This window comes from Bradyrhizobium sp. A5 (assembly GCF_042076515.1).
In the GTDB taxonomy this organism is placed as follows: domain Bacteria; phylum Pseudomonadota; class Alphaproteobacteria; order Rhizobiales; family Xanthobacteraceae; genus Bradyrhizobium; species Bradyrhizobium cosmicum.
In genome coordinates, this window is the sequence record NZ_CP148990.1 from 3,919,609 (window position 1) to 3,945,868 (window position 26,260).

Below are 26,260 nucleotides of genomic sequence, written 5' to 3' on the forward strand. Positions count from 1 at the left end.
TCTCCCTTGAAGTAAGTTTCAAATGAACGGCCTTGTAGCCGGCCTCGGGCCACGGTCTTCGGAGACCGTTTGCCTGTTCCTATAGCGGAGTTCAAGCTGGCAGAAAGCCGCTTCAGAGCAGCTTCGCGCTCACGAGCAGCGCGCGCACGGCGTTGGTCGCCTGCACCGCGAGCATCGCGTTACCGGCGGCGCCTTCGAGCGCCGCGACCGCGTCTTGATGCAGGGAGCGGAATTCCATCCACTCGACCGACTTGAAGTTGGTGAGAAATTGATAGGCCTGGCCGACGGTCGCGATCGCCAGCGTGTCACCGTTCAACTTGATCTTGAACGTCGTACGCAGCGGGGTCTCGGAACTCTGGGGATCACTCATGGGCTGCTTCTGGACGACGACGGCTTAACGAAGGGGAAACGGCAGCCCCGCCGTTCGGCGAATATCAGGAGTCGGTGCTCGCGCGCTGCGCGGCAATCGACGATCTGCCCAGGCTCGGCACTACGACCAGACGGTTGAATTCGCCGTTGTCCCAGGCCTTGAGGAAACGATCATAGTCCTTGATCGAAACGCAGCCGTTGGAATCGCCGCGCGGCCCCAGCATGTAGTTGTGGGTGAGAAGGCCGACGCGGCCGAGCGCGCTGGTGCCCTCAGTCGGCGTCAGGCGCAGCGCCCGGACGCCGTGAAACAGTCTTTCGCGCGGCTTCAGATCGTAGGTCGCAGGCGGGGTCGCGCCCACCATGCGCTGGTCGACATGCTCCGGGTCGTCCATCAGCGCGCCCATGCCCGAATGTGCTTCCAACGCGACGCCGCTCGGCAGGTAGAGGGCCTTGGCCGAGATGTCATAAACGGCCGTCCGCGAATCGTAGCCGAGGGCGGCCAGATCCGGCGCCTTGCCGAACAAGCCGCTGTCCGGCGTCAGCGAGGCCAGCCTGATCTTGTCGGTGAATTTTTCGAAGAAGTTGCGGTTGTCGACCCTCGGGTTGGTCTCCGCATAGGCCTGGCTGGAGGCGATCTGGGCGGAGAGATCGGCCTGGGGCGGACGCGAGCGCGGCATCGGGATGCCGTCGGCACGCTGCGAGGGTCTCGTCTCGTCGACCGCGGGCCGGTCGCCATCGGTCAGGCTCGAACGCCAGTCATCACCCTGGAGCTTCTGGGCAAGCATCGCCTTGGCGTCGCGCAGCTTGAGCTGGACCGCATTCAGGGCGGAGCGCTCCAGCGTTCGCAAGCCGAGATCGCGGGCGGGTGGGTTGCCCGACAGCGACGCAAAACGGTCGTCGAACGAAGGGGCATTGGCGGGCGGCAACGCGGCAGACACCAGCGAGCTCGAAGTGCCCAAACTCGAATCACCCAAATTCAAACCGCCGAGGTCCGCGACCCAGGCAGCTGCGCCAAGCGCCAGCGCGACGGCAGCCAAAGACAGCAATATCGTCTCGGCTCGCCCGATACGGCGGCGCGACAACAGCCTCTCGGCTTGTGCGGCGTCGGAAACCATCAGATCCCCAAATCGACCCCCGGGGGGACCCACCCCCACCCGAAGACTCTATACCAGCTACCACATTGGGAGCCAAAAGTTAGGCATAATCGGGGCCGGCGAGGCACCAGGAGGTATCCAATGACCACCCCTTTCGATCTGGAGCGCTTCGTCCAAGCCCAGAATCCGGTCTATCGCGACGTCCGGGAGGAACTGGCCCGGGGACGGAAGCAAAGCCATTGGATGTGGTTCGTCTTCCCGCAAATCGCAGGCCTCGGCTTCAGCGCCATGTCCCAACGCTACGCCATCGCCTCGCGCGCGGAGGCCATGGCCTACCTCGCCCACCCCGTCCTCGGCCCGCGACTGATCGAATGCACCCGGCTCGTGCTCGCCGTCGAGGGACGAACCATCAACGCGATCCTTGGCGCGCCGGACGACGCCAAATTCCACTCGGCGATGACGCTGTTCGGCGCGGTGTCCGATGATCCGATCTTTGGCGAGGCGCTCGCCCGGTATTTCGCAGGCGAGCGCGACGGCGCCACGCTGGAGATCCTCGCTGCGCTTGATCGAAAGACCTAGCGGCCGCGCCTGTCGCGGCAGGCAGCGTAAACCCGCGATTAATACGGTCCCCCTATCGTCCGGAGAATATCTTTCTTCCCAGCGCAATTGCCGGACAGATCATGAAAATCGGTACGCTCCTGACCACCGCCATCGTCTCGCTCTCGACCGTGGGTGGTGGCCTCGCCGTCTACGTCGCCGTGACGAAATATCAGACGATGGACAGGATCGCCGAAGCGCAAGGCCGGCTCGCGATCGTCCGCGCCGCCAGCGACATCCCGCGCTATCTCAACCCCGAGCGCGGTTTTGCCACCAACATCCTCTACGGACCTGCAACCGTCGACCCTGCCCAGCTCACCGGGCATGACAAGCTGCGCAAGCAGACCGACGGCGCCCGCGACAAGATGAACGCGCTGCGCAAGGAGCTGCCCGGCTCCTTCGATGACGGCAACACCATCGGCAGCAACATCGACGCCATCAATTCGAAATTCACCGCACTTCGCGACGCTATCGACAAGGCGATCGCGGGACCCGCGGATGCGCGCAAGGACGCCGCCAGGAAGGTTGTTGCCGACAATGCCGTGCTCAACGCCGGCGTCACTGCGCTGCTCAACGAGCAGGTCCGCCGCATGGCTATCCTGAACGGCGATGCCTATCGCCAGGCCAACTACGCCAACATCGCCATGACGCTGCGCGACATCGGCGGCCTCAATGCCAGCGTGCACAAGAACCTCGTCGGCGGCAAGAAGATCGCGACCGATGCCGAGAAGGCCGACGTCGCCCGTATGCAGGGCCGCAACGATCAGATCGTGATGTCGCTGATGGAATTGCGCGGCAATCCGGCAACGCCCGCCAACGTCGCGGCGGCGCTCGAGAACATGAACTCGGTCTATGTCGACGAATTCGGCCGCGAGCTCAAGATGGTCAAGGACGGCGCCGTCAGCGGCAAATACGACCACGACGTCGAGGCCTACTACGCGGCGTCGCAAAAGGGCCTCGGCTCGATCATCGGAGTCCGCGACGCGCTCTACGACAACGCCGAGCAGATCCTCACGGGTGCCTCCGCCGCCGCGCGCACCAGCTTCACCATCGCGCTGGCCGGCCTCCTTGCCGTACTGGTCGCCAGCGCCGGCCTTATCGTGATGGTTCGCCGCCGTGTCTGCGCTCCGATCGTTAGCCTGACGACCCGGATGTCGCGGCTTGCCGACGGGGACGTCGCCGAAGAGATCCCCGGCGCCGAGCGCTCCGACGAGATCGGGGCGATGGCTGCCGCCGTGAAGGTGTTCAAGGACAACATGATCCGGGCCGACCGGCTTGCGGCCGAGAAGCAGGCCGAGAATGACGGCAAGATGCGCCGCGCCCAGGCGCTCGACGGCCTCACCCGCGCCTTCGAAGCCAAGGTCACCGAACTGGTCGGCGGCCTGTCCCGCGCATCGTCCACCATGGAGAGCACGGCGCAGTCGATGACCTCGACGGCGGCCCAGACCAACAGCCAGGCCGCGATCGTTGCCGCCGCCTCGCAGCAGACCTCGACCAACGTGCAGACGGTCGCCAGCGCGACCGAAGAGCTGACCTCCTCGATCTCGGAGATCGGCCGTCAGGTCGCGCAGAGCACCGAGATCGCGGCCCGCGCCGTCGACAATGCCCGCCGCACCGGCGACACCGCGCGCGCCCTCGCCGAAGGCGCACAGAAGATCGGAGACGTCGTCACGCTGATCCAGAGCATCGCCGAGCAGACCAATCTGCTCGCACTGAACGCGACCATCGAAGCCGCCCGCGCCGGCGAAGCCGGCCGCGGCTTTGCCGTGGTGGCGTCCGAAGTGAAGTCGCTGGCCGGTCAGACCGCCAAGGCCACCACCGAAATCTCCGAGCAGATCACGGCGATCCAGGCCGCGAGCGACGAGACCGTGACCGCGATCCGCAACGTCGCCGACGTCATCGCCGAGATCGACCAGATCGGCACCGCCATTGCGGCTGCGATCGAGGAACAGGGCTCGGCGACCAAGGAGATTTCCCGCAGCGTCCAGGAGGCCGCCCGCGGCACCCAGGAGGTCAACACCAACATATCGGGCGTGCAGCGCGCTGCCGACGATACCGGTGCGGCCGCCCGCGAGGTGCTGGGCGCAGCCGAGCAGCTCTCGACGCAGTCACGCGATCTCGCCGGCCAGTTCGACCGCTTCCTCGGCGAGGTCCGGGCGGCGTAGAAAAGGACATCAATACGGCGGCGCCTTGCGCGCCCGCTGCGCCTTGGCGGCCTCGATCCACCACGAGAGATCATCGGCAAAGCGCGGGAACGATCGCTCCAATGCCTTGCCGCCCTCGCCGATCGGCTCGCTCTCGGCCGAGAGCGTCTGCGCGATCGGACCGACGCCGATCGTGCTCGACACCACCACCATGCCCATCTCCGACAGCGTGCCGTGCCAAGCGGTGGACGCGCGCGCGCCTGACAGGCGGCCGGCGGAATAGCTCACGATCGCGGCGGGGCGCCAGAACCACTCTTCGAGAAAATGGTCGGTGAGGTTCTTCAGGCCGGGCTGAATGCCCCAATTGTATTCCCCGGTGACGAAGACGAAACCGTCGGCACCGCGGATCTGCCCGGCGAGCTTCTCCAGCGCCTCCGGCGCGGCGCCCTTGGGATATTCCTTGTACATGCGGTCGAGCATCGGCAGGCCGATGGCCTTGGCGTCGATGAACTCGACGTCCTCGCCGCGGGCGCGCAGGCGATCGATGACGAAATTCGCAAGGCGGATACCCATGCGGTCGGACCGGTAGGAACCGTAGAGGACGAGGATGCGATTGCTCATGCCGCAGAGCCTAGCACAAATCGACGCCGCCGGCCCCAACCGATTCTGCCGCGCTATCGTCGCCGGCCGTGCTCCAACGTCTGCGACGGCGCTTCGCCGAACTGGTCGCGATAGCTTCTGGAGAAATCGCTGAGATGCCAGAATCCGAAGGTCAGCGCGACGGCCTTCACGCTGTCGGCGCCGGCCAGCAGCCGCTTGCGCACCAGCCACAGCCGGCGCAGGCGCAGATAGCGATGCAGGCTCATGCCGCGATAGCGGCGCACGACATCATGCATGGTGCGGACGGACAGGCCGAGCTTGCGCGCGATCTCCTCGCTGTAGATCGGCTGCGAGAGGTCGTCGGACAAAAGCGCGTGGATGTCCTGGAATATCCTGAAGTTCCGCTCGTCGTTGGGGCGCAGGGTCCATCGTGCCGGAACGACGCTTTGGAAGGCGTCGTCGACGGCTCCGAGCAGGCTTTCCTTCATGGCCGCAGCCTTCAACGGCACGTCCAACGGGTCGACCGGCTCCGATGCCGCCGCCAGCACCTCCCGAACCACGCTGCGGAGCTGGTCCAGGCCCGCGGCGGTCGTCTCAAAAATCTTGAAGCTCAGGGCAGCTCGCGGCCAGCCGCGGTCCGTCACCTCCGGCCTGAAGACCACCGAGGCGATCTGCCGCTGGACTTCCTCGATCGTCGTGTAAGCCGCGCCGCCGCTGCCGATGACGACGACAGGACGCGTGCGCTGCGTGCCGTTGAACCGGACGGGGACATCGAGGTCATCCATCGTGAACCCGATCGCCGTGCAATTCTCGACGAGCTGGGCGTCAACGACGCGCGGAAACGCCTGCGTCAAATTCACGTCGCAGCCGGGCAGCGACAGAATGACCTGCTCAGCCGAAATCTTCCGTACGAAAGGCGTGAACTCGAAATCCAGGCCTCGTATGGCATTTCGAAATTCGTCGACGTCCGAGAAGCGAAATATCTTTGGCGCCAGCGCTGGCGCATGATCAGTGCTGTTCATGACAAATGAAAAACCGCGTCGGGAAACGACGCTCGTCCGGCGATATGCCGATTTCAATTCCCCCTTTCGGCTTCGCGTCAGACCGAAAGACTCAAATCTCGCTCGTCCAAACAGTTGGCGAGGGTCGAGCGCAAAGGACAAGCGGCGGATCGTGCCCTGCCAGATTTCGATACCGTTTTCAGCGCACTAAACGGTACAATAATACCCGGTGGACTGAAGTGTAAAATCCAAATTAACGTCTGTGGTGCGCAATGAAGGTCGTTGGATAGTCGAAATTCATTTTGAGTACAGGCCCCTGCCATGATGGCAAATTCGCCTGCTGATGTTCTGATTGAGTTGGAGGAAGCGGTCGCAACGTGTCCGTTGGACCGCTGCACGCGCATCCTGTCCGGCATTGTGCAGTTGCTCAGTGGCAACCGCGACAGATCCCAGGAATTGCTCGCCGGTGTCGTCGACGGCGTTCTGCTGCGATTGACGGGGCGGGTCGAGCCCAGTGCGCTGGTTCAGCTCGGCAGGACGGTAGCTGAACTCAAGGTCGCGCCGCCTGAGACATTGCGGCGTCTCGCCTCGCACGACGACCCGGAAGTGGCACGTGCTGTTCTGCTCAAGTCACAGGCACTCTCCGCAGCCGATCTGGCCGCGGTCGCGGCCTCGTGCAGCGAGCGGCATCAACTCGCCATCAGTGCCCGCACCTGCATCGAGCCGACCGTGAGCGAAGTGCTGATCGAGAGTGGCACCCCTGCCGTCTGTCTTGCACTGATCAAGAACCCGGGAACCAGATTCTCCGAGGCGGCCTACGCCGCGCTGATCGCCAGGGCCGACGGGGATGGCGAGATTGCCAAAGCGCTGGTGCTGCGGCCCGGAACGCCCGACCTGGTCGTGCGGAAGCTGCTCACCGCCTCGCCCGGCCAGACGACGCCGGCCAAGGCGACCGCATCGGCCGTGCCGCCCGCACCGGCTCCTCCCAAGCCGCCCTCCCCGGCCGCCTATGCGAGCGCACGGCCGGAGATCGTCGCGCTCAGCCGCGTCGGCAAGCTCAACGACTCCACGGTGAACCGCTTCGCGATCCGCGGCGAGACCGCCAATCTGTTCACGGCGCTGTCGGTGCTGTCAGGAGCCCCTATCGAAATCGTCGAGCACGTCATGATCGACGACGATTGCGAGGGCCTGGTGATGGCCTGCCGGGCCTCGCGCCTGAACTGGGCGACCACGCTCGCGATCCTGAGCAACCGCAGCGGCGCCCGTCTTTCCTTTGCCGAGCGCGAACGCGCGCAGCACATGTTCGAGACACTGCTTCTGTCGACCAGCCAATGGACAGTGCGCTGGGGGGAAATCGCAGCAAGCGCCAACACAAGCGTTCAAGGACATCGCGGCGCCAACATGGGGGTTAACCGATGAAGTTCGACGGTCGCAAGGCGCTTCGCGTGCGGATGGATCACAAGCAGTCCGTCAATCTGATGGGCTCGGACGGCACCTGGCGCCGCAGCTGCGTGCTGCTCGACGTCTCGCAGAGCGGCGCCAAGATCGAGGTCGAAGGCACGCTCGACGTGCTCCAGGCCAAGGAATTCTTCATGCTGCTGTCCTCGACCGGGCTCGCTTACCGGCGCTGCGAGCTTGTCTGGATCGACGGCACCATGGCCGGGGTCCACTTCATCAGCGCGGACGGCAAGAAAAAGCCCGCGAGCGGAAAAGCCGCGTCGGCCTAGAACTCCGTTCAGAGCAGGTAGGTCCGAACATTCGACCCACGCATCGAAAGTCCAGCAGACTAACCTCCAGGTCAGACCGTGCAGAACGCGCGAACCATCCTCCGCCCCGCCAATCGCGACGGCGGCATCCGTGAAGCCGAAGCGGCCCGCCCCCTCGTGCAAGTGCTGGCCGACACGTCCGAACGGCTGTCCGGCGTCCGCTCGATCCTCGAAGAGAAATTCACCGTCGCGGGGGAGCGGCTCGACGCCGACGCCAGGCTCACGCAGGTGCCGTCGGCGATCGTCATCCGCGCGGAGCTGCGCGATGTCGACAACATCGCGGCCATCAAGAAGCGGGCCGGCAGGCTGGCGAAGGCCGGGAAACGCATCTTCATCCTCGAGCACACCTCTCACGTCGGCATCTCGCAGGCCTATGCGCTCGGCGCGACGCTGGTCCTGCCCGGCGTCATCAACCGGATCAAATTGCTGGCGGCGCTGAGCGATACGCCCAACGAGGCCTCCGCTCCGTCGGGCGGAACGCCGCCGGACAACGCCGTCGAGACCGCGGCAACCGCGATCGCTTCGATGTTCACGTCCGTCACCCTCGGCCAGCCGCTCGATGTCGATGGCACCAAAGAAGCCGGCCGCCAGATCGCCGATCGCATCACCCAGCATGGCCTGTCGGAGTGGCTGACGACGGTACGGCGCCACCATGAGGGAACCTATCAACACTGCCTGCTGGTGACCGGCGTCGCCATCGACTTCGGCCTCAGCCTGGGCGTCGGACGCGCCGACCTGGAGCGCCTCTACTCCGCGGCCATGTTCCACGACATCGGCAAGGCGCAGATTCCGCTCGCCATCCTCGACAAGCCCGGCCGCCTCGATCCCGAGGAGCGCGCCATGATCGAGACTCATCCCACCGCGGGCTACGATTTCCTGAAAGGCCACGACAAGATCTCGCCGGAGATCCTCGACGCCGTGCGCCACCATCACGAATATCTCGACGGCAGCGGCTATCCGGATGCGCTCTGTGCCGAGAGCATCGGCGACATCGTCCGCATTCTCACCATCTCGGACATTTTCGCCGCGCTGATCGAGTACCGGCACTACAAGCCGACCCTGCCGCGCGCGGAGGCCTACAACATCCTCTGCGGAATGAACGGAAAGCTGGAGAAGGCGCTGGTTGCCTCGTTCAAGCAGGTCGCGCTCACGCGGTGAGCGTGCCAGCACATCTCGAACGCCGTCCCTCTCGACACGACCTAATGCGTCGCCCGGAATTTTGCGCGGCGCGGCATCGACCGGCAGGCCAGGCCTTCCGCGAGCAGCTTCATGTCCTCGCGTCTGCCGCTGCGGACCAGCCTGCCGAACTCTTCAGCTGTGAAGGGAAGACTTGGATCATCATCAATCGTGTGCCGCAGTCGCGGACCGAACAACCGTCGAACCAGGCCAGCCAGCCGCCGCATGTCAATTCCCTCGCGCCAGCAACAAACCTTTCACTCTGCATATTGTTCCTCCCGCGCGACCGAGATTGCAAGAGGCTGCCACTCTGCCGCAGCAAAAATTTTCGCGAGAGAATGATCTGCTAGTCGGCGAAGCCGACATAGCGCACAAACGCGTCATTGCCCTCGCGATCCGAGCGCACCGCGTTCGCGGCGAAGCCGTCGTCGGGATAACCCATCGCGACGCAGGTCATGATGACCTCGTCTTCCGGAATGTTGGCGACCTCGCGCACGATGTCGGAGCGCATGATGCCCTGCCCGTTGATGACGGAACCGAGACCGCGGTCCCAGGCGGCCAGCACGATTCCGTAGCAGAGCGCGCCGAGATCGAAATGGCACACCGCGCCGGGATCGAGCACGCGGTCATAGGTCAGCACCAGCGAGACCGGCGCGTCGAACTGGCGGAAACCGCGCAGCACCCAATCCTGCCGCATCGGCTTGTCGTCACGCGCGATTCCCATCGCGCCAAACAATTTCTTGGCGATGTCGACCTGCCTGTTGCGGTGGACGCCCTGGTATTCGCCATGGCTGACGATGTCGCGCTTGACCTTGGCGCCGCCCACCATCTCCTCCATGTTGCGGCGGCGCAGTTCCTCCAGCGGGCCGCCCGTGAGCACATGCACATGCCAGGGCTGGGTGTTCATCGACGACGGCGCGCGCTTGCCGCTTTCGATGATCGCCTCGACCACGTCGCGGGATACCTGCTGCTGCTTGAAACCGCGCACGCTGCGGCGCGACTGGACCAGCGTTTCGAATTCCACTTCAAGACCTCCCTGCCTGTTCACCCGGCGACACCGCGACAGACCGCCGGTTGCCGATGCGACGCGCAAAATCTATGCTAACCCCCAAGCAAGACCAAGAACCCCCGGGGAGAACTTGACCCATGCCCGCGCCGCTCGATCCCGTCATTGCCCAGATCATCCCGCTGCTGCCGCTGCGCGATCCCACCACGATGACGCCACAGAGCGCGCGCGATGCCTTGCGCGCACTGGCTGCCTCGCGCGCCGCCGTGCCGCCGCCGCCCGTCAACGCGATCGCGGATATCAAGGTCAAAGGCGGCGCCGGGCCGCTCGATGCGCGCGTCTACCGGGTCGGCACCACACCCGCGCCGACTGTGGTGTTCTTCCATGGCGGCGGCTGGGTCGCGGGCGATCTCGAAACCCATGACCGGCAGGCGCGCAACCTTGCGATCGAGACCGGCGCCGTCGTCGTCTCCGTCGATTATCGCCGTCCGCCGGAAACACGCTTTCCCGGCGCCTTCGAGGACGCCTTCGCTGCAACGCGTGACGTCTTCACCCGCGTCGCGGAATTTGGCGGCGATGCCAAACGGCTTGGAGTGGGCGGCGACAGCGCCGGCGGCAATCTTGCGGCCACCACCGCGATCGCCTGCCGCGATGCCGGCATCAAGCTCGCCGCGCAACTGCTGGTCTATCCCGTGACCGACGTCGTCGGCAGCTACGCGGACACCGCCCAGAATGCGCGCTTTCCATCGCGCAGCGAGAATGCCGATGGCTACTTCCTGTCGCGCGCGGTGATGGAGTGGTTTTCCGGCCACTATCTCGCCGATCCCGGCCATGCCGCCGACTGGCGCGTCTCGCCGCTCCGCGCCGCATCGCTCGAAGGCGTCGCGCCTGCGATCGTGACCACCGCCTGGTTCGATCCCCTGCGCGACGAGGGCGCCGCCTATGCGAAGGCGCTGGAGGCGGCCGGCGTGCAGGTCAAGCATCATGAGGGCGCCGGCCTGATCCACGGCTATTTCGGCCTTGGCGATGCGTCCGAGGTGGCGCGCGCCGAGGCGCAGCGCGCGCGGGCCGATTTCAAGGCGTTGCTGGCGCGCGGAATCTGAACTGCGGCTGAATGGAAAAATCTGCGATCGGCCTGATGGCGGATCGCGATCCTGCTTGATTGCGCCACGATTCGCGGCTCCTATCCGCTCGCGAATTTTTTTCCAGGGAGACACCCATGATGAAGCGGATTATTCTCGCAGCGATCGTCGCCACCTTTGCAGCGGGCTCGGCCCTCGCGGACGACACCTGCGCGAGCAAAGCGGTCGGCAAGGACGGCAAGCCGCTCGCTGGCGCGGCCAAGACGTCGTTCATGAAGAAGTGCAAGGAAGACGCCTGCACGCCGAAGGCCGTCAGCGCCGACGGCAAACCGCTCGCGGGCGCCGCCAAGAACAGCTTCATGAAGAAGTGCGAAGTCGGCGCGTAAGGCGCTGTGATCTACTCCCTCGCCCCGCGTGCGGGGAGAGGGTTGGGGTGAGGGGGACTCTCCGCGGGGACGGAGATAGTTAGACTCGCGGAGAGTCCCCCTCACCCGAATTTGCGCTTCGCGCAACTTCGACCTCTCCCCGCACGCGGGGCGAGGTGAAAGCAAGAATCACCCCCGCCTGAACCGATAATCGAACGCCCCGTCCAGCGGCTTGATCAGCCCGACCGTCGGCGCCGGGAAATGGATCGGCAGGATCAGCGTGTCGGTGTCGGCCACCGAGGCGAAGAACTTCCGCCGCGACACCGCCGATAGCTTCGGGTCCCAATCGGGCTTGGCCGACCAGTCCGGCTCGCGGCACTGGATCTGGTGATGCATGAGGTCGCCCGCGACCACCGCGCGCTGCCCCTTCGAAAAAATGTTCACGCAGCAATGGCACGGCGAATGCCCCGGCGTCGGCGTCAGCGTGACGGTGTCGTCGAGCGCGTAATCGTCATCCACCAGCAGCGCCTGTCCGGCCTCGACGATCGGCAGGCAATTGTCGCGAAACACGGTCCCGGGTGGGTTATTGCCCTTGGCGTTCTCAGCCTCCCACGCTGCGTACTCGCCCTTGTGGAAGACGTATTTCGCATTCGGAAACGTCGGCACCCAGCGTCCGTCGCGCAAGCTCGTATTCCAGCCGGTGTGATCGATATGCAGGTGCGTGCAGAACACATAGTCGATCTGCTCGAAAGAGATGCCGACCGCGAACAGCTCGTTGCGCCAGCGCTCCTTGCCGGGAAAGTCGAACGGCGGCGGATGCCCCTTGTCCTCGCCGGTGCAGGTGTCGACCAAGATGGTGTAGCGCGGCGTACGCACCACGAAGGTCTGGTAGGTGATCACCATCATGCCGCGCGCGGCATCGAACACCTCCGGCTCCATGGTGAGCAGATGGCGCTTGAACACGCCCTCGTCATAAGCCGGGAAAAAATCCTGCGGCCGCCGCCACGGCCCCTCCCGCTCGATCACCGCATCGATGGTGATGTCGCCGATCCGCAGCTGCTTCATGGTTGTCTCGCTCCCTTTTTCAGGGAGCGTAACGAGAGACGTCAGCGCGTCAAGGCACGCCGCGGAATGCTAGCTCCGCAACCCCGGCGCTTCCTGCCCGGTCCGCGCGACATACTCCGTGTAGCCGCCGCCGAACTGGTGGATACCGTCCGGCGTCAGCTCCAGCACGCGGTTCGACAGCGTCGCCAGGAAGTGGCGGTCATGCGAGACGAACAGCATGGTGCCCTCGAAATCCGCCAGCGCCGCGATCAGCATTTCCTTGGTGGCGAGGTCGAGATGGTTGGTCGGCTCGTCCAGCACCAGGAAGTTCGGCGGATCGAACAGCATCTTCGCCATCACCAGACGCGCCTTCTCGCCGCCCGACAATACGCGGCAGCGCTTCTCGACGTCGTCGCCGGAGAAGCCGAAGCAGCCGGCGAGCGCGCGCAGGCTTCCCTGCCCCGCGGTCGGAAACGCATATTCGAGCGACTCGAACACAGTCTGCTCGCCGTCGAGCAGGTCCATCGCGTGCTGGGCGAAATAGCCCATCTTGACGCTGCCGCCGACCGCCACGGTGCCCTGATCCGGCTCGCTCGCACCGGCGATCAGCTTGAGCAGCGTCGATTTGCCGGCGCCGTTGACGCCCATCACCGCCCAGCGCTCCCTGCGGCGGATAATGAAATCGAGACCGTCATAGATGCGCTTGCTGCCGTAACCCTTGTAGACGTTCTTGAGCGCGACGACGTCCTCGCCGGAGCGCGGCGCCGGCGGGAAGTCGAACGCCACCGTCTGGCGGCGGCGCGGCGGCTCGACCCGCTCGATCTTGTCGAGCTTCTTCACCCGGCTCTGCACCTGGGCTGCGTGCGAGGCGCGCGCCTTGAAGCGCTCGATGAACTTGATCTCCTTGGCGAGCATGGCCTGCTGGCGCTCGAACTGCGCCTGCTGCTGCTTCTCGTTCTGCGCGCGCTGCTGCTCGTAGAACTCGTAATCGCCGGTGTAGGTGGTGAGCGAGCCGCTATCGATCTCGATCACCTTGGAGATCACGCGGTTGATGAACTCGCGGTCATGCGAGGTCATCAGCAGCGTGCCTTCGTAGTCGTGCAGGAACTTCTCGAGCCAGATCAGGCTTTCGAGATCGAGATGGTTGCTCGGCTCGTCGAGCAGCATGACGTCAGGCCGCATCAGGAGAATGCGCGCCAGCGCCACGCGCATCTTCCAGCCGCCCGAGAGCTTGCCGACGTCGCCGTCCATCATCTCCTGGCTGAAGCCGAGGCCGGAGAGCGCCTCGCGCGCCCGGCCGTCGAGCGCATAGCCGTCGAGCTCCTCGAACGCGTGCTGGACCTCGCCATAGCGCGCGATGATCTCGTCCATCTGGTCGGCCTTGTCAGGGTCGGCCATCGCGGTCTCGAGTTCGTGCAGTTCGGCTGCCACCGCACTCACAGGCCCCGCCCCGTCCATGACCTCGGCCACGGCGCTGCGGCCGCTCATCTCGCCGACGTCCTGGTTGAAATAGCCGATGGTGATGCCGCGATCGGTCGAGACCTGCCCCTCGTCGGGCAGTTCCTCACCGGCGATCATCCGGAACAGCGTGGTCTTGCCCGCGCCGTTCGGGCCGACAAGCCCGATCTTCTCGCCCTTGTTGAGGGCGGCGGAGGCTTCGATGAACAGGATCTGGTGGCCGGCTTGCTTGCTGACGTTGTCGAGGCGGATCATGGGGTCTTTTCAGGGGGATTTTTGCGTTGCAGCGTAATAGGCCATGCCGCCCCTAAGGGGAAGCCCGGCGGGGTACGGATTTCGTGCAGGACCCGACGGGGACTCGGCTCAAAGTCTCGCTATTGGGCGGGGTTCGGCCGCGACAGGCGTCACATCAGGAACCGCGCGATGCCTTCGCGAATACAGGCCAGGATTTCGCCCTGCCGCTCTTCGAGACGGGAGACCGGCCCGCCGACGCCAAGGACCAGTTGGCGTCCGAAATCGCGTTTTGGCAGCAAAGCCGCAATCACCCCGGCGTCCTGGACGATGATGTGCTTGGAGAACATGTAGCCGTTGCGACGAATGCCGTTGATGATCTTCATCAAGGCCTTCAGTTCGAAGTGTTCTTCCGGCGGGCAGACGGCATTGATGCGGCGCAGGAGCCGGGCAATCTCGACGTCGGTGTGACCGCTGAGCAACGTGCGCCCGATGCCGCTGATCGCAAGCGGCCGGACGTCGCCAGACCTGACTTCGAACCGCAGACGCTTGCTGGTTTGCAGACAGTGAATGTATTGCGCATGCAGATCGGACTGCGTGCTGATGCTGACGAGTTCGTCCAGCTCCTCATGGACGAAGTTGACGAGCGCAAGAATTGCGCTGTCGCCGAACAGCCCGGCATCCAACCACCGGCCCATCTGGGCGATGCGCATCGTCGGCATGTAGGTGCGATTGTAGCTGTCGTAGAACAGGTAACCCAGCATCGCCATGCTCTTCAGCAAGGCCGCGGCACTGGACGTCGGGTAGTCGCACTTCGCCGCAACTTCCTTCAGCGAAATCGGTCGTTTCACTTCCTCAAAGTACTCGAGGACTTCGAAAATCCGCTGCGCGGACTTGATGGTGGCATTCGTCATTTTCACACATCTGGAAAGAGTATCGCGAGGGATCGGTTTGATACGCCCGACTTCAGGCGGGAGGCAGTCTGCAGGCCCGGCATCAACGCCCCATCTTTTACACATATATAGAAATAGAACTACATATATGTAAACTATGGACACCCCATCGCCCCCCCTTTATTCTTCCCGGCGGCCGCAAGGCCGCGGCGCATAGCCGTCCAAAAAACAAAAGGCGCCCCACCAAAGGTGACGCGCGCTTACAGGGAGGCGTCATGAGGCCAGGATTCCATCTGTCTGCCACGACCGGCTGATGTGCTCGGTTCGACCCGCGCGCTGCTCGGGCGACCGCAGCTGAACTGAGCCCCTCCCGATCCTTCTTTTGAAGATCAACAAGCGCAATCACGAGTGATCTGCGATCTTGGCCAGGCTCGCAGAGCGACAACGAGATCTGGCGCCTCCTCCTCGGCCATCACCGAAAAACAACAGGAAGTTGCTTGCATGGACTATCGATTACCCGAAGGCAGCTGCGATTGTCATTTTCACATCTACGGCCCCTTCGATCGCTTTCCGGCCGGAAACGAGGGACGCTTCACCGCCGCGCGGCCGTTCACGATCGAAGACGCCTTTGCCATCTGGGACAAGCTCGGCATCACGCGCGGTGTCATCGTCCATGCGGTGGGATCTGGAGACGATAACGCCGTCACTTACGACGCGCTGCGTCGCTACCCCGACAGGCTTCGTGCCGTCGCGATCCTGCGTCCCGACGTCTCGGATCGGCGGCTCGATGAACTCACCGACGCTGGCTTCAAGGCGGTGCGCGTCACCATGATCCGGCAGGACGGCAAGCCGGTTTCGACGCTCGGCACCAGCTACGACGATCTGGTCAGGCTCGCTCCCCGTATCGCCGAGCGAGGCTGGCATGCGCAGCTCTGGATCGAGAGTTCGGATCTTGCGGCTGCCGCAGCCGAACTCGAGAAGCTGCCACTGAACTACGTGATCGACCACATGTCGCGGACCATGGCCGACAAGGGACACGAGCATCCGGATTTTCGCGCCTTCACCGACCGGCTGAAGACGGGCCGCTACTGGACCAAGATCTCGGGCGCCGACCGCAACACGCGTGTCGGCCGTCCCTATGCCGATACGGCACCTTTCATGCGCGCCATCGTTCAGGCTGCGCCCGATCAGGTCGTGTGGGGCAGCGATTGGCCCCATGTCGGCCACAGCGCCGAGACGATGCCTGATCTTCAGGACCTGCTTCGCCTGCTGCACGAATGCGTCCCCGACGAAGCCATCCGCCGCAAGATCCTGATCGCCAATCCGGCGCGCCTCTACAACTTCTGACCTGAGCCGAGGACACATTGGACAACGACAAAAGGTTGCCGCTCGACGGCGTGACCGTCATCGATCTCGGCCAAGTCTATCAGGGACCGTATTGCGGATTCCTGATGGCGCAGGCCGGCGCGACCGTCATCAAGGTCGAGCCGCCCAATGGCGAGCCGGTGCGTCACCGCGCCCGCATCAGCAAGGGCAACGCGGTCCCGTTCGCGATGCTCAATGCCAACAAGCGCAACATCAGCCTGAACCTGAAGTCGCCGGACGGGGTCAAGGTCCTGAAGGAGCTCGCGGCAAAGGCCGACGTGCTGATCGAGAACTACGCGCCGGGCGTGCTCGATCGATTGGGCGTCGGCTACGCTGCACTCAGCGCCATCAATCCACGGCTGATCTATGGCTCGGCCACCGGCTACGGCCTGTCGGGTCCCGATCGGGACAATCTGGCGATGGACCTGACCGTCCAGGCCGTGTCGGGCATCATGAGCGTAACAGGCTTTGCCGATGGTCCCCCCGTCAAGGCGGGTCCGGCCATCACCGACTTCATCAGCGGCGTTCATCTCTATGCCGGCATCCTCACCGCGCTCTACGATCGCGAAAAGAGCGGCCGCGGCCGGCTGGTCGAGATCGCCATGGTCGAAACCGTCTATCCGGCGATGGCTTCGAATCTGGCCGATGTCTTCAACCGCAAGGCCGCGGCGCCCCGCACCGGCAACCGTCACGGCGGGCTCGCGGAGGCGCCCTACAATGTCTATCCCGCATCCGACGGCTATGTCGCGATCATCAGCGTCAACGAATCGCATTGGACCGGACTGACGCGCGCGATGGGGCGGCCGGAGCTGGCCGACGATGTCAGGTTCAAAACGGTGCTCGATCGTTTGAAGCACATCGATCTGACGGACCGGGTCGTGTCCGAGTGGTCCTCTCGACTTACGCGCGATGAGATCGTCGAGCTTTGCCGCGTCAACAGAGTGCCCTGCGCCGCCGTTCGCGACCTGCGTGAGGTAACCGAGGACAAGCACCTCAACGCCCGCGGCATGCTGCGCGAGATCGCGCATCCGGAATATGGCGACATCCTCGTTCATCGCAGTCCGCTGGTGCTGCACGACACGGCGACGCCCGAGTACGTTCCGTCCGCGCGTCTCGGTCAGCACAATGGCGAGGTCCTGTCGGAATATCTCGGCCTGTCCAGCGGCGAGATCGATGCGCTACGCCGCTCCGGCGCCATTGCACAAGCATGACGAACGTCGAGCGGCGAATGTCCTGGTCCGCCAATTCAGGGGAAGATCACAATGGTCAAGCTGTTTGAAAGCATTGCATTCCGCGGCGTCGAACTCGGCAACCGCATCGTCGTCTCGCCGATGGGAATGTATTCGGCCGAGAACGGCTACGTTACGCCGTTCCACCTGGTTCACTATGGCAAGTTCGCCATGGGTGGGGCCGGGCTCGTCTTCGTCGAGCAGACGTCGGTCAGCCGAAAGGGACGCATCACCAACGGTGATCCCGGGCTGTGGGAGGACGGCCAGATCGACGGCATGCGCCAGATCGTTCATGTCATCAAGTCGCACGGCTCAAAAGCCGCGATCCAGATCAATCACGGCGGACGCAAATCGAGCCAGCAGCGCGCGTTCCGGGGCAATAGCCATTTGACGGACCGCGATATCGAGATGGGAGAGGAAACCTGGGTGCCCACGGGACCGTCCGATGTCGCATTCTCCGATGGCTTCCAGACTCCCATTCCTCTCAGCAAGGACGGACTCACCGGCGTGCGCGATGCCTTCGTCGCGACGGCGCGCCGGGCCGTGCTCGCGGGTTTCGACGTCATCGAGCTTCACATGGCTCACGGCTATCTCCTGCAATCGTTCCTGTCGCCGCTCGCCAATTTCCGCACCGACGAATATGGCGGCAGCCTCGAAAACCGAATGCGATTCCCGCTCGAAGTGACGCGTGCCGTGAGGGCCGCACTTCCTTCGGCCGCGCCACTCTTCGTGCGCATCTCTGCCACGGACTGGATCGACGGTGGCTGGGAAATCGAAGACAGCATCGTCTTCTCCCGCAGGCTGAAGGAACTCGGCGTCGATCTGGTCGACTGTTCGACGGGCGGCAATCTCCGCGCCGGGTCGACCAATGCCAATCTCGGTCGCGGTCCAGGCTACCAGGTGCCGTTTGCCGAACGCATTCGCCACGAGGCCGACATCGCGACCGGCGCGGTCGGCATGATCCGGACCCCGGATTTTGCGGAGAAGATCCTGCAGGACGGCCGTGCCGACATGATCTTCATGGCCCGCCAGATGCTGTTCGATCCGTTCTGGGCGCTCCACGCCGCAGAGCATTTCGGATTGACCGGCAATTTCGAAAAATGGCCCGAACAATACGCGTGGTGGCTTGCCAAGTGGGGCGGTGCCCTTCGCGCCAATGGAGAAAGTCTGGACGGGTTGGAGCGCTATCGCGAGGCGGCCGAATAGAATTTTCGGATCGCGCCGTGACGTCGCAACATCAATCGTAACCTCGAGCATCGATAAGAAATTTCATGGGGAGTTTAAAGAAAATGAGACATGTGCTGGCAGCGTCGATGGTTTTCCTGAGCCTTGCTTCGGCTCACGCGCAGGCGCCTGCGTCGAAGCCGGTCAAGCTCGGCGTGCTCAACGATCAGTCGGGCCAATACGCGGATGCCGCGGGGCCTGCGTCGGTCGAGGTCGCCAAGATGGCGATCGCCGATTTCGGCGGCAAGCTGCTGGGGCAGCCGATCGAGCTGGTTGTCGCCGATCACCAGAACAAGACGGACATCGCCTCGGGCATCGCCAGGCGCTGGATCGACACCGAGAACGTCGACGTCATTCTCGACATTGGAAACTCCGCGGTCGCACTCGCGCTGTCCGATCTGGTCCGCGACAAGAACAAGATGATGATCGTGTCGTCGGCCGGCGCCTCGACGATCACCAACGAGAAGTGCTCTCCCAACACCTTCCAGTGGACCTACAATACCGCGACGCTGGCGCGCAGCACGGCGAAGGCGTTGCTGGGCCAGGGCGGCAACGAATGGTTCTTCCTGACCGCCGATTATGCCTTCGGTCACGCGTTCGAAGCCGATGCGTCGGCCGTGGTCAAGGCGAACGGCGGCAAGGTCGTGGGGGCGGTCAGGCACCCCTTCAATACCAGCGACTTCTCGTCGTTCCTGCTGCAGGCCCAGAGCTCAGGCGCCAACGTGCTGGCGCTCGCCAATGCCAGCGGTGACACCTCCAACTCGCTGATGCAGGCTCATGAGTTCGGCTTGCTCGGCCTCAAGAGCAAGATGAAGGTGGCGGCGCTGCTGTTCCAGATCACGGATGCCAAGTCGGTCGGTCTGAAAAACATGCAGGGCCTGTACACGTCGGAAGCTTTCTATTGGAATCGCAACGACGCCTCGCGCGCATTCGGCAAGCGATTCTTCGAGAAGGTCGGCCGCATGCCGACGATGGTCCAGGCCGGCATGTACTCGGCCACCCTGCACTATCTGAAGGCCGTCGAAGCGGCCGGAACGCTCGACACGGCTGCCGTGCTGGCGAAGTTCAGATCGATGCCGGTGAAGGATTTCTTCTCCGAGAATGGCCATGTCCGCGAGGACGGCATGCACATCCACGACTATTATCTGCTGCATGCAAAGACGCTTGAGGAGTCCAAGGGGCCGTGGGACTTCTACGACGTCGTCTCGACCATTTCGGCCGACGACGCCAACATTCCGCGCGACCAGAGCAAGTGTCCGCTCATGAAGAAGTCCTGATTTTCGGCATCAGGAGAGTGTTGGAGTCTGAGCGGCAGCCGCAGCGCTGCCGCTCGGGCGTCCGCCAAGCGCCTCGAGCATGATCGGGAAAATTGTGAAGCGGTTTTCCGTAAAGATCATGCTCGAATAATAGGGGCCCTTCTACGCCCGCCGCATCAGCTTGAGCGAAGCCGCCAGCCGCAAACTGCGCTTGCCGGCGAGCGCGATGCCTTCGAGTTCGCCGCTGTCGGCCGTGCAGTTCCCGGAGAAACCGATCCCGACCTCGTAGCCGCCGAACACGGGATTTTCACCCTTCGCCGGCGTGTGCTCCTGGTTGAGCATCTCGCCCTTCCAACGGCCGTCCACCGAGGAATAGGAGCCGAGATAGTAGAAGAACGCATCGCCCCCGAGGATGCGGCCGTCGATCAGCAGCATCACGCCGGACAGCCCGGCATCGACGCCGTCGAGCGCGCGCAGGCTCATGCCGTAGAGCCCGTTGGCGATGCCGCCCTGCCCGATCGTGCCGCGCGGCGGCAGAGCCCCGTCGTCGAGCCGGGTGAGGATCGCCCAGAAGTTGCCGCCCGGCATGGTGTCCGCGCTGCCCTCGAGGCGGATCTGGTCGCCGATCAGTCGGCCGCGTGCGCTGATCGTGGCGACATCGGCGCCCATCAGCGGCTTGTAGTGGGGGTCGTCATTATGCCGCTCGGTGATCACCTCGGCGACGATCTCGCCGTCGCGCTCCTGATACGTTCCAAGGTGGGCGAACGCCGAATTGCCGCCGAGCATCTTGCCGTCGTGCAGGCACATGATGCTGCGGCCGAACGCATCGTGGATTCCGTATTCAACCTTGTAGAGCCCGTCCAGCAACGCAGTCGACCCGCAACATCAGAGGGAATTGCGGACTACCTAGCACCCTCGCCGCACCAAGGCCATCCGGCTTTTCCGCGCAGGGCCATTCGCGAAAGCCGGTCATTGCACGATGCCATCATGCCCCTGTTTTGCCCGACGGGTCAATCGATATTTCGTAAAATACGAAACAAGCGATTTCAACGGCTTGGCTACTGTGCATGGGGTTGTTTTCGACGTTTTTCGTCGCGCGCGGCGTCGTCACGGTTTGCCGGTCGGCGCAAACTGCTGATTGGCGAACGGCTGCTGCTCGCTGGGAACCTTGATGACGACGAAGCTGCGCTGCAGCGACCGGTGGCAGGCATTGCAGCCTTCAGTCAGCTCGCCGAGGCCTTTTGCGAATTTGCGGCCGTCCTTCGCATCGATCGCGTCGGACAGCGATTGCAGCGATGGCTCCAGCGTCGCGACATTGCCGATGGGAATGCCGGAATAGAATACGGCCGCCTCGACCAGGCTCGCCTTGAGCTGGCGCAGCTCGAAGGCAGCCAGCTCCCAGTTCTGCGCCTTGCCGGCCATCCAGAGCTTCTGGTGGCGGGTCTGCGCGGCGCCCATGATATCGCCGAGGCGCGGCACGTACTGGTCCGAGGATGGCGTCTTCAGATCCTGCGCCGCCACGGCGGTTGCCGCTCCCACAGCGGCCAGCGCCAGCATCCATGCTCGAAGCTTCATTGCAAGTCTCCATTCCCAAGAAAGGGAGTGTAGGCCTGCACGGCCCGGCGGCCTTGCGCTCGATCAAGGCCGCGTCGACCTCGCCGACGCAAACGGCTGTCACGTGAGGTGAACTAGAAGCACAGCGTGGTGACGAGCTTGCCCGCCTTGTCCTTGATGGCATAGGGACAGCGAATACGCTCCAGCGCCTTCTTGGCGTCGTCGTCGCCGAGCGCGGCAGCGCGCTCGTAATAGGCCTTGGCGGCATCCTTGTCCTTCGGCCCGCCGCGGCCATCCTGCGCGAAGGCGCCCATCCGCTCCAGCGCGCCGGGATGGTTTTGCGCGGCCGCCTTCTCGAACAGCGCGCGCGCCGCGACATCGTCCTGCTGGCCCCCGGTGCCGTTGGCTAGCATCAGGCCGAGCTGATACTGCGCCTCGGCGTTCGTCTCGGCGGCCCGGCCGAGCAAGGCGCGCGCCTGCGCGGGATCGGCGGGCGCGCCGCCGCCAGTGCCGCCGAGCGCGGCCAGATTGCTGACGCCGCGGGGGTTGCCTGATTGCGCCGCCTTCTCGAACAGTTTTCGCGCCTGCGCCTCGTCCCTGGCGACGCCCACGCCCGTTCCGTAGGCGACGCCAAGCTCGACCATCGCGGCGCTCGAGCCCTTGTCGGCGGCCTTGCGCCAGGCGGTGATCGCCTCGCCGGTCTGCCGGTTGGCCGCATAGGCACGGCCGAGCGCGAACATCGCCCGCCGCGACGACGATGCGGCCTGCTTGCAGAACTTGATCGCGGTCGCGACGTCGGAGGCGGCGAGTTCCGCCACGCCCCTCACATCGGCCGGCTTGTCGGGATCGCTGGGATCGGCGGCGAGGCGGTCGCACAGCACGAGGTCGGCCGATTGCGCCTGCGCCGCAAGGGGCGCGGCAAGCGCGAAGAGGATGGCAAGGAGATAAGTCCGCATGGGCACCACGTTGCTTCCGCGCATCGGCAAATTCAAGGCTCGAGTCCCGATTGGCGCAGAACCGGAACGACTTCGGGCGAAGCCAGATAGCGCAGCAACCGGTCGGCGGCTTCGGCATGCTTCGCGTTCGCCATGAGGCCGACGGAGAACACGGCCGGGGTTTGCAGATCGTGCGGGATCGCCTCGACCACCTCGATGCCCTCGACCTGCTTCAGCTCGCTGATCTGCTGCACGGCGAGGTCGGCCTCACCGCTGACGAGCCGCTCGGCCGTGAAGCCCTGCTGCACGATGGTGGCTGTGGCGTTGATCTCGGCCGCGATGCCCCAGCGCTGGATCAACTGGGTGAAATAGACCCCGCTGGCGCCCAGCCGCGAATAGGCGACGGACCGCGCCGCGAGCAGCGTCCTGCGCAGCGCGGCCTCGGTCGAGATATCGGGATGCGCCTGCCCCGCCTGCACGGCGATGCCGACGAAGGAGCGCGCGAGATCCGCCGCGCTGCCCGCGACCACGCGGCCCTCGCCGATCATCTCGTCAAGTCCCTCGCGCGTGAGGATCACGAGATCGGCGGCCTCGCCGTCACGCAGCCGCTTGAGCAGCGCCAGCGTCGGCGCGAAGTCGGCATCGACATGAATGCCTGTCGCGCTCTCGAAGGCGGAGGACAGGCTGCGCATCGCGCCCATCAGGCCGAGCGTCGAGAGCATGCGAATTTTGTCCATGTGCATTTCCTGGCGCGATCAGGCGCGGTGCATCAGCTTGAGCGCGGCGGTGAGGCGCAGGCTGCGCTTGCCGGCAAGTGCGGTGGCCTCGAGTACGGCCCGCTCCGCATCATATGTGCCTGAGAAGCCGATGCCGACCTCGTGGCCGCCGAAGATCGGATCGTCCTTGGCCGGCGTGTGCTCCTGGTTGAGAAGCTGGCCCTTCCAGCGCCCGTTCGCGGCGGTGTAGCTGCCGAGATAGTAGAACGAGGCATCCCCGCCGAGGATGCGCCCCCCATTCAGCAGCATCACGCCGGTGAGGCCGCCATCGACGCCGTCGAGCATGCGCAGGTGGATCGAATAGAGGCCGTCGGCAATGCCGGCCTCGCCGACGCCGCCGGCGATCGGCACCTCGTCTTCCGTGATCGGTGTCATCACCGACTGAAACGGCACGCCCGGCAGCTCCTTGAGCTCGCCCTTGAAATGATAGAGATCGCCGTCGGCAAAACCCTTCGCCAGCAACGTGGCGTCGTCGGTGCCTGCCATGGCGCGATAGGCCGGGTCGGGATTGTGGCGCACGGTCTTGATGACGATTTCGACGCCGCCGTCGGTCTTCTCGTAGCTGCCGATATGGGCGAAGGCCGAGTTGCCACCGAGCATCTTGCCGTTGCCGGCATGCATCACGCTCCGGCCGACCGCGTCGCCGAGCTGAAATCTGACCTTGTAGAAGCCTTCAAACACCAGCCGTGTCCCCGGCCCCGCGCGCATCCGGCGCCAGTCTATCCTGCTTTCAGAGGTGATGGACAGATTTCAAGCCGGCATGGCCGGCAGACCCACAACAACGGTTGTCATCAGGATGCAAAAAATCCGCCGGAGCTTGTCGCTCCGGCGGATTGAGAGCCAACCCGGGCCAGCCCCCCAGCCCGGGCCGGGAGGATCTTAGGCGGCCGCCTTCTTGTCGACCGGGACGGACGCGATCGTCTTCAGGATCTGCGAAGCGATCTGGTATGGGTCGCCCTGCGAGTTCGGACGGCGGTCTTCCAGATAGCCCTTGTAGCCGTTGTTGACGAAGGAGTGCGGAACGCGGATCGAGGCGCCGCGATCGGCGATGCCGTAGCTGAACTTGTTCCACGGCGCGGTCTCGTGCTTGCCGGTCAGACGCTTGTCATTGTCCGGGCCGTAGACGGCGATGTGGTCCATCAGGTTCTTGTCGAAGGCCGCCATCAGCGCCTCGAAGTACTCCTTGCCGCCGACCGTACGCATGTACTCGGTCGAGAAGTTGGCGTGCATGCCGGAGCCGTTCCAGTCGGTGTCGCCGAGCGGCTTGCAGTGGAACTCGATGTCGATGCCGTACTTCTCGGTCAGGCGCAGCATCAGGTAGCGGGCCATCCACATTTCGTCGGCGGCCTTCTTGGAGCCCTTGCCGAAGATCTGGAATTCCCACTGGCCCTTCGCGACTTCCGCGTTGATGCCTTCATGGTTGATTCCGGCAGCCAGGCAGAGGTCGAGATGCTCTTCGACGATCTTGCGGGCGACGTCGCCGACGTTCGAGAAGCCGACACCGGTGTAGTACGGGCCCTGCGGCGCCGGATAGCCGGAGACCGGGAAGCCGAGCGGACGCCCGTCCTTGTAGAAGAAATATTCCTGCTCGAAGCCGAACCAGGCGCCGGCATCGTCGAGAATGGTGGCGCGCTTGTTGGTCGCGTGCGGGGTCTTGCCATCGGGCATCATGACTTCGCACATCACGAGCACGCCGTTGGTGCGCGCGGCGTCCGGGAAGACGGCGACCGGCTTCAGCACGCAATCGGAGCTGTGGCCTTCGGCCTGCTGGGTGGAGGAGCCATCGAAGCCCCAGAGCGGAAGCTGCTCGAGCGTCGGGAACGACGCGAATTCCTTGATCTGTGTTTTGCCGCGCAAGTTCGGAGTCGGCGTATATCCGTCGAGCCAGATGTACTCGAGCTTATACTTGGTCATTGAGCCTCTCTGTAGATGATGCGAAAGGTGGGGGCCCGGGGGCCCCCGCACGATTGTTTACCCGGCCACCATCGGCCGGCCCTTTACAAGCATTTAACGTGCCAAAAGGCCGCAGCGCGCTGGGTTTTCCACGGCGCCCGGGATGTCCCCAGAGGCGGCAAACCGTCCACAGTGGCATGCGTCATAGCCGCGCACCGTTGCGTGAAGCTGCACTGCAAAAACCCCGAGGAAAACGCCCGATTCCGGAGCAGCCGGTCCGGCGCCGGAGGTTGCCGATGAAACGCGCATCAACGTCCAGCAATTTTCGCGAAGTCTCCGACCGTGCTCAGCAACCTTTGGAATGGCCCAAGCGTTGGTCACCCATCGCCTGCCCTGGTGGATGCAGAAGGCGAGCTGCCTACAAAATGAGCTGAAACTGATTTCCTTTTCAGCACTTTCAAATCCCGGATGCGCGGCCGATATGGGGATTCCAGTAACCACAATCGAACGAGTCGGGCGCACCATGGAGGCCAAGGCGCTTCGACCCAGGAGCAATTGAAATGATGAACAACGGACTGAGTCACGGATCTGCGAAGATCTATCAATTCCCCGTCGGGGGCCGCGCGGCTCTCGCCGGGCACCGCTATGGCGATTCCCGCTTCCCCGCCGATCACGCTTCGCTTCCCGCGAACGTCTCGATCTGCAGCGACAGCTGGTACCACCAGGACGCGGTCGATGAAGCCAAGCCCAAATGGGAACGCTAATGCCAGTGTTTGGTAAGATACCGCCGCGCTCTCGCAAGCGCCCGGCGGCAGTTTGAAAAAGGGTCGAAACAACGAGGTTTCGACCCTTTTTGATTCTTGCAGCCCTCCCGCCTACAGGCCGGCCTTTTCGATCACCGCGCAGGCCGTCACGGGCCGCTTGAGATGCTTGACCGTGGTCGCCCCGCTGTTGGGGATTCTCAACGTGATCCCAGACCCCGAATAGCGCGCGCCCGAGACCGTCAGCCGCTTAGCGCGAGTCGCCGGCTCGCCGTCGATCTGGACGAAGGCGCGCTTGTCGTCGTCATAAAATCCGACGATGAACTGCGTACCATCAGCGCAGCGGTAGGTCCGGAACGTCTGCGCGTCCGCCTGGCGCGCACTGAGAACTCCCCCCGCAAGCATGGTGATCGCCAAAAGAATGGCCTTGTGCCGGCCCAT

General features: G+C 64.3%; 28 protein-coding genes. 12 read left to right on the forward strand and 16 right to left on the reverse strand.

Features of this window, described 5'->3' with window-relative positions; all coding sequences use genetic code 11:
• Positions 1–112 precede the first annotated feature (112 nt).
• Both WHZ77_RS18845 and WHZ77_RS18850 read right to left on the reverse strand, forming a co-directional pair.
• Positions 113–370 (reverse strand): hypothetical protein, encoded by a 258-nt coding sequence (locus tag WHZ77_RS18845; protein ID WP_375309300.1) that lies wholly within the window; start codon positions 368–370, stop codon positions 113–115.
• Positions 371–434: 64 nt separating this feature from the next.
• Positions 435–1,415, reverse strand: a complete 981-nt coding sequence (locus tag WHZ77_RS18850) for a DUF2778 domain-containing protein (protein ID WP_375314764.1) — start codon at positions 1,413–1,415, stop codon at positions 435–437.
• 189 nt (positions 1,416–1,604) lie between these two features.
• Between WHZ77_RS18850 and WHZ77_RS18855 the strand changes: the two genes are divergently transcribed.
• Together WHZ77_RS18855 and WHZ77_RS18860 are read left to right on the forward strand one after the other, a co-directional pair.
• Positions 1,605–2,042 (forward strand): DUF1810 domain-containing protein, encoded by a 438-nt coding sequence (locus WHZ77_RS18855; RefSeq protein ID WP_375309301.1) that lies wholly within the window; start codon positions 1,605–1,607, stop codon positions 2,040–2,042.
• Between the two features lie 101 nt (positions 2,043–2,143).
• Complete coding sequence (locus WHZ77_RS18860) at positions 2,144–4,225, forward strand: methyl-accepting chemotaxis protein (protein WP_375309302.1); 2,082 nt, start codon at positions 2,144–2,146, stop codon at positions 4,223–4,225.
• A 9-nt stretch (positions 4,226–4,234) separates the two neighbouring features.
• On the opposite strand, the gene WHZ77_RS18865 is transcribed toward WHZ77_RS18860, so the two are convergent.
• Both WHZ77_RS18865 and WHZ77_RS18870 read right to left on the reverse strand, forming a co-directional pair.
• Positions 4,235–4,825 carry an NADPH-dependent FMN reductase gene (locus WHZ77_RS18865; RefSeq protein ID WP_375309303.1) on the reverse strand — a complete coding sequence of 197 codons (591 nt, stop codon included), beginning with the start codon at positions 4,823–4,825 and terminating at the stop codon, positions 4,235–4,237.
• 53 nt (positions 4,826–4,878) lie between these two features.
• Positions 4,879–5,826 (reverse strand): helix-turn-helix domain-containing protein, encoded by a 948-nt coding sequence (locus WHZ77_RS18870; protein ID WP_375309304.1) that lies wholly within the window; start codon positions 5,824–5,826, stop codon positions 4,879–4,881.
• A 300-nt stretch (positions 5,827–6,126) separates the two neighbouring features.
• Between WHZ77_RS18870 and WHZ77_RS18875 the strand changes: the two genes are divergently transcribed.
• The 3 genes from WHZ77_RS18875 (at position 6,127) to WHZ77_RS18885 (ending at position 8,729) form a co-directional block, all read left to right on the forward strand.
• The gene (locus tag WHZ77_RS18875; RefSeq protein WP_375309305.1) at positions 6,127–7,224 is read left to right on the forward strand and encodes a DUF2336 domain-containing protein; all 1,098 of its coding nucleotides are present in this window, start codon (positions 6,127–6,129) and stop codon (positions 7,222–7,224) included.
• On the forward strand, positions 7,221–7,532 hold the full coding sequence (locus WHZ77_RS18880; protein WP_375309306.1) for a PilZ domain-containing protein: 312 nt from the start codon (positions 7,221–7,223) through the stop codon (positions 7,530–7,532). The genes WHZ77_RS18875 and WHZ77_RS18880 overlap by 4 nt, the downstream gene beginning before the upstream one ends.
• Positions 7,533–7,610: 78 nt before the next feature.
• On the forward strand, positions 7,611–8,729 hold the full coding sequence (locus WHZ77_RS18885; RefSeq protein WP_375309307.1) for an HD-GYP domain-containing protein: 1,119 nt from the start codon (positions 7,611–7,613) through the stop codon (positions 8,727–8,729).
• Positions 8,730–8,770: 41 nt separating this feature from the next.
• Here WHZ77_RS18885 and WHZ77_RS18890 read toward each other — a convergent pair whose 3' ends face one another.
• The gene (locus tag WHZ77_RS18890; RefSeq protein ID WP_375309308.1) at positions 8,771–8,974 is read right to left on the reverse strand and encodes a hypothetical protein; all 204 of its coding nucleotides are present in this window, start codon (positions 8,972–8,974) and stop codon (positions 8,771–8,773) included.
• A gap of 119 nt (positions 8,975–9,093) precedes the next feature.
• Positions 9,094–9,771 carry a nitroreductase gene (locus WHZ77_RS18895; RefSeq protein ID WP_375309309.1) on the reverse strand — a complete coding sequence of 226 codons (678 nt, stop codon included), beginning with the start codon at positions 9,769–9,771 and terminating at the stop codon, positions 9,094–9,096.
• A 122-nt stretch (positions 9,772–9,893) separates the two neighbouring features.
• Here WHZ77_RS18895 and WHZ77_RS18900 point away from each other — a divergent pair, with 122 nt between their 5' ends.
• Both WHZ77_RS18900 and WHZ77_RS18905 read left to right on the forward strand, forming a co-directional pair.
• Positions 9,894–10,856, forward strand: a complete 963-nt coding sequence (locus WHZ77_RS18900) for an alpha/beta hydrolase (protein WP_375309310.1) — start codon at positions 9,894–9,896, stop codon at positions 10,854–10,856.
• 116 nt (positions 10,857–10,972) lie between these two features.
• Positions 10,973–11,221: a hypothetical protein gene (locus WHZ77_RS18905; RefSeq protein ID WP_375309311.1), complete on the forward strand. Its 249-nt coding sequence runs from the start codon at positions 10,973–10,975 to the stop codon at positions 11,219–11,221.
• Between the two features lie 168 nt (positions 11,222–11,389).
• Here WHZ77_RS18905 and WHZ77_RS18910 read toward each other — a convergent pair whose 3' ends face one another.
• From WHZ77_RS18910 to WHZ77_RS18920, 3 genes are all read right to left on the reverse strand, one after another.
• Positions 11,390–12,265 carry an MBL fold metallo-hydrolase gene (locus tag WHZ77_RS18910; protein ID WP_375309312.1) on the reverse strand — a complete coding sequence of 292 codons (876 nt, stop codon included), beginning with the start codon at positions 12,263–12,265 and terminating at the stop codon, positions 11,390–11,392.
• Between the two features lie 69 nt (positions 12,266–12,334).
• Positions 12,335–13,957, reverse strand: coding sequence for an ABC-F family ATP-binding cassette domain-containing protein (locus tag WHZ77_RS18915; protein WP_375309313.1), 1,623 nt, complete (start codon positions 13,955–13,957; stop codon positions 12,335–12,337).
• Positions 13,958–14,106: 149 nt separating this feature from the next.
• Positions 14,107–14,847, reverse strand: coding sequence for an IclR family transcriptional regulator (locus WHZ77_RS18920; protein WP_375309314.1), 741 nt, complete (start codon positions 14,845–14,847; stop codon positions 14,107–14,109).
• A 480-nt stretch (positions 14,848–15,327) separates the two neighbouring features.
• On the opposite strand from WHZ77_RS18920, the gene WHZ77_RS18925 reads away from it, so the two are divergent.
• From WHZ77_RS18925 to WHZ77_RS18940, 4 genes are all read left to right on the forward strand, one after another.
• Positions 15,328–16,173, forward strand: coding sequence for an amidohydrolase family protein (locus tag WHZ77_RS18925; RefSeq protein WP_375309315.1), 846 nt, complete (start codon positions 15,328–15,330; stop codon positions 16,171–16,173).
• Between the two features lie 17 nt (positions 16,174–16,190).
• A complete protein-coding gene (locus tag WHZ77_RS18930; RefSeq protein ID WP_375309316.1) occupies positions 16,191–17,402 on the forward strand; it encodes a CaiB/BaiF CoA transferase family protein in 1,212 nt (403 codons plus the stop codon).
• 51 nt (positions 17,403–17,453) lie between these two features.
• Positions 17,454–18,626, forward strand: coding sequence for an NADH:flavin oxidoreductase/NADH oxidase (locus tag WHZ77_RS18935; protein WP_375309317.1), 1,173 nt, complete (start codon positions 17,454–17,456; stop codon positions 18,624–18,626).
• Positions 18,627–18,709: 83 nt separating this feature from the next.
• Positions 18,710–19,921: an ABC transporter substrate-binding protein gene (locus tag WHZ77_RS18940; protein WP_375309318.1), complete on the forward strand. Its 1,212-nt coding sequence runs from the start codon at positions 18,710–18,712 to the stop codon at positions 19,919–19,921.
• 141 nt (positions 19,922–20,062) lie between these two features.
• Here WHZ77_RS18940 and WHZ77_RS18945 read toward each other — a convergent pair whose 3' ends face one another.
• The 6 genes from WHZ77_RS18945 to WHZ77_RS18970 all read right to left on the reverse strand — a co-directional run bounded on the left by WHZ77_RS18945 (position 20,063) and on the right by WHZ77_RS18970 (position 25,079).
• Complete coding sequence (locus WHZ77_RS18945) at positions 20,063–20,767, reverse strand: GrlR family regulatory protein (protein WP_375309319.1); 705 nt, start codon at positions 20,765–20,767, stop codon at positions 20,063–20,065.
• Between the two features lie 240 nt (positions 20,768–21,007).
• Positions 21,008–21,475, reverse strand: coding sequence for a hypothetical protein (locus WHZ77_RS18950; RefSeq protein WP_375309320.1), 468 nt, complete (start codon positions 21,473–21,475; stop codon positions 21,008–21,010).
• A 113-nt stretch (positions 21,476–21,588) separates the two neighbouring features.
• A complete protein-coding gene (locus WHZ77_RS18955) occupies positions 21,589–22,410 on the reverse strand; it encodes a tetratricopeptide repeat protein (RefSeq protein ID WP_375314765.1) in 822 nt (273 codons plus the stop codon).
• A 32-nt stretch (positions 22,411–22,442) separates the two neighbouring features.
• The gene (locus tag WHZ77_RS18960) at positions 22,443–23,126 is read right to left on the reverse strand and encodes a substrate-binding domain-containing protein (RefSeq protein ID WP_375309321.1); all 684 of its coding nucleotides are present in this window, start codon (positions 23,124–23,126) and stop codon (positions 22,443–22,445) included.
• Positions 23,127–23,144: 18 nt separating this feature from the next.
• Positions 23,145–23,846 carry a GrlR family regulatory protein gene (locus tag WHZ77_RS18965; protein ID WP_375314766.1) on the reverse strand — a complete coding sequence of 234 codons (702 nt, stop codon included), beginning with the start codon at positions 23,844–23,846 and terminating at the stop codon, positions 23,145–23,147.
• Between the two features lie 198 nt (positions 23,847–24,044).
• Positions 24,045–25,079 carry a glutamine synthetase beta-grasp domain-containing protein gene (locus WHZ77_RS18970; RefSeq protein WP_375309322.1) on the reverse strand — a complete coding sequence of 345 codons (1,035 nt, stop codon included), beginning with the start codon at positions 25,077–25,079 and terminating at the stop codon, positions 24,045–24,047.
• Positions 25,080–25,618: 539 nt separating this feature from the next.
• On the opposite strand from WHZ77_RS18970, the gene WHZ77_RS18975 reads away from it, so the two are divergent.
• Positions 25,619–25,822 carry a DUF2735 domain-containing protein gene (locus WHZ77_RS18975; RefSeq protein WP_375309323.1) on the forward strand — a complete coding sequence of 68 codons (204 nt, stop codon included), beginning with the start codon at positions 25,619–25,621 and terminating at the stop codon, positions 25,820–25,822.
• A 111-nt stretch (positions 25,823–25,933) separates the two neighbouring features.
• On the opposite strand, the gene WHZ77_RS18980 is transcribed toward WHZ77_RS18975, so the two are convergent.
• Positions 25,934–26,260, reverse strand: coding sequence for an MliC family protein (locus WHZ77_RS18980; RefSeq protein ID WP_375309324.1), 327 nt, complete (start codon positions 26,258–26,260; stop codon positions 25,934–25,936).

Bases quoted from the DNA above. Each gene is read 5' to 3' on its own strand.
- WHZ77_RS18845 (WP_375309300.1), bottom strand. From the start codon at position 370: ATGAGTGATCCCCAGAGTTCCGAGACCCCGCTGCGTACGACGTTCAAG.
- WHZ77_RS18855 (WP_375309301.1), top strand. From the start codon at position 1,605: ATGACCACCCCTTTCGATCTGGAGCGCTTCGTCCAAGCCCAGAATCCG.
- WHZ77_RS18860 (WP_375309302.1), top strand. From the start codon at position 2,144: ATGAAAATCGGTACGCTCCTGACCACCGCCATCGTCTCGCTCTCGACC.
- WHZ77_RS18865 (WP_375309303.1), bottom strand. From the start codon at position 4,825: ATGAGCAATCGCATCCTCGTCCTCTACGGTTCCTACCGGTCCGACCGC.
- WHZ77_RS18870 (WP_375309304.1), bottom strand. From the start codon at position 5,826: ATGAACAGCACTGATCATGCGCCAGCGCTGGCGCCAAAGATATTTCGC.
- WHZ77_RS18875 (WP_375309305.1), top strand. From the start codon at position 6,127: ATGATGGCAAATTCGCCTGCTGATGTTCTGATTGAGTTGGAGGAAGCG.
- WHZ77_RS18880 (WP_375309306.1), top strand. From the start codon at position 7,221: ATGAAGTTCGACGGTCGCAAGGCGCTTCGCGTGCGGATGGATCACAAG.
- WHZ77_RS18890 (WP_375309308.1), bottom strand. From the start codon at position 8,974: ATGCGGCGGCTGGCTGGCCTGGTTCGACGGTTGTTCGGTCCGCGACTG.
- WHZ77_RS18900 (WP_375309310.1), top strand. From the start codon at position 9,894: ATGCCCGCGCCGCTCGATCCCGTCATTGCCCAGATCATCCCGCTGCTG.
- WHZ77_RS18905 (WP_375309311.1), top strand. From the start codon at position 10,973: ATGATGAAGCGGATTATTCTCGCAGCGATCGTCGCCACCTTTGCAGCG.
- WHZ77_RS18910 (WP_375309312.1), bottom strand. From the start codon at position 12,265: ATGAAGCAGCTGCGGATCGGCGACATCACCATCGATGCGGTGATCGAG.
- WHZ77_RS18915 (WP_375309313.1), bottom strand. From the start codon at position 13,957: ATGATCCGCCTCGACAACGTCAGCAAGCAAGCCGGCCACCAGATCCTG.
- WHZ77_RS18920 (WP_375309314.1), bottom strand. From the start codon at position 14,847: ATGACGAATGCCACCATCAAGTCCGCGCAGCGGATTTTCGAAGTCCTC.
- WHZ77_RS18925 (WP_375309315.1), top strand. From the start codon at position 15,328: ATGGACTATCGATTACCCGAAGGCAGCTGCGATTGTCATTTTCACATC.
- WHZ77_RS18935 (WP_375309317.1), top strand. From the start codon at position 17,454: ATGGTCAAGCTGTTTGAAAGCATTGCATTCCGCGGCGTCGAACTCGGC.
- WHZ77_RS18940 (WP_375309318.1), top strand. From the start codon at position 18,710: ATGAGACATGTGCTGGCAGCGTCGATGGTTTTCCTGAGCCTTGCTTCG.
- WHZ77_RS18950 (WP_375309320.1), bottom strand. From the start codon at position 21,475: ATGAAGCTTCGAGCATGGATGCTGGCGCTGGCCGCTGTGGGAGCGGCA.
- WHZ77_RS18955 (WP_375314765.1), bottom strand. From the start codon at position 22,410: ATGCGGACTTATCTCCTTGCCATCCTCTTCGCGCTTGCCGCGCCCCTT.
- WHZ77_RS18960 (WP_375309321.1), bottom strand. From the start codon at position 23,126: ATGGACAAAATTCGCATGCTCTCGACGCTCGGCCTGATGGGCGCGATG.
- WHZ77_RS18970 (WP_375309322.1), bottom strand. From the start codon at position 25,079: ATGACCAAGTATAAGCTCGAGTACATCTGGCTCGACGGATATACGCCG.
- WHZ77_RS18975 (WP_375309323.1), top strand. From the start codon at position 25,619: ATGATGAACAACGGACTGAGTCACGGATCTGCGAAGATCTATCAATTC.
- WHZ77_RS18980 (WP_375309324.1), bottom strand. From the start codon at position 26,260: ATGGGCCGGCACAAGGCCATTCTTTTGGCGATCACCATGCTTGCGGGG.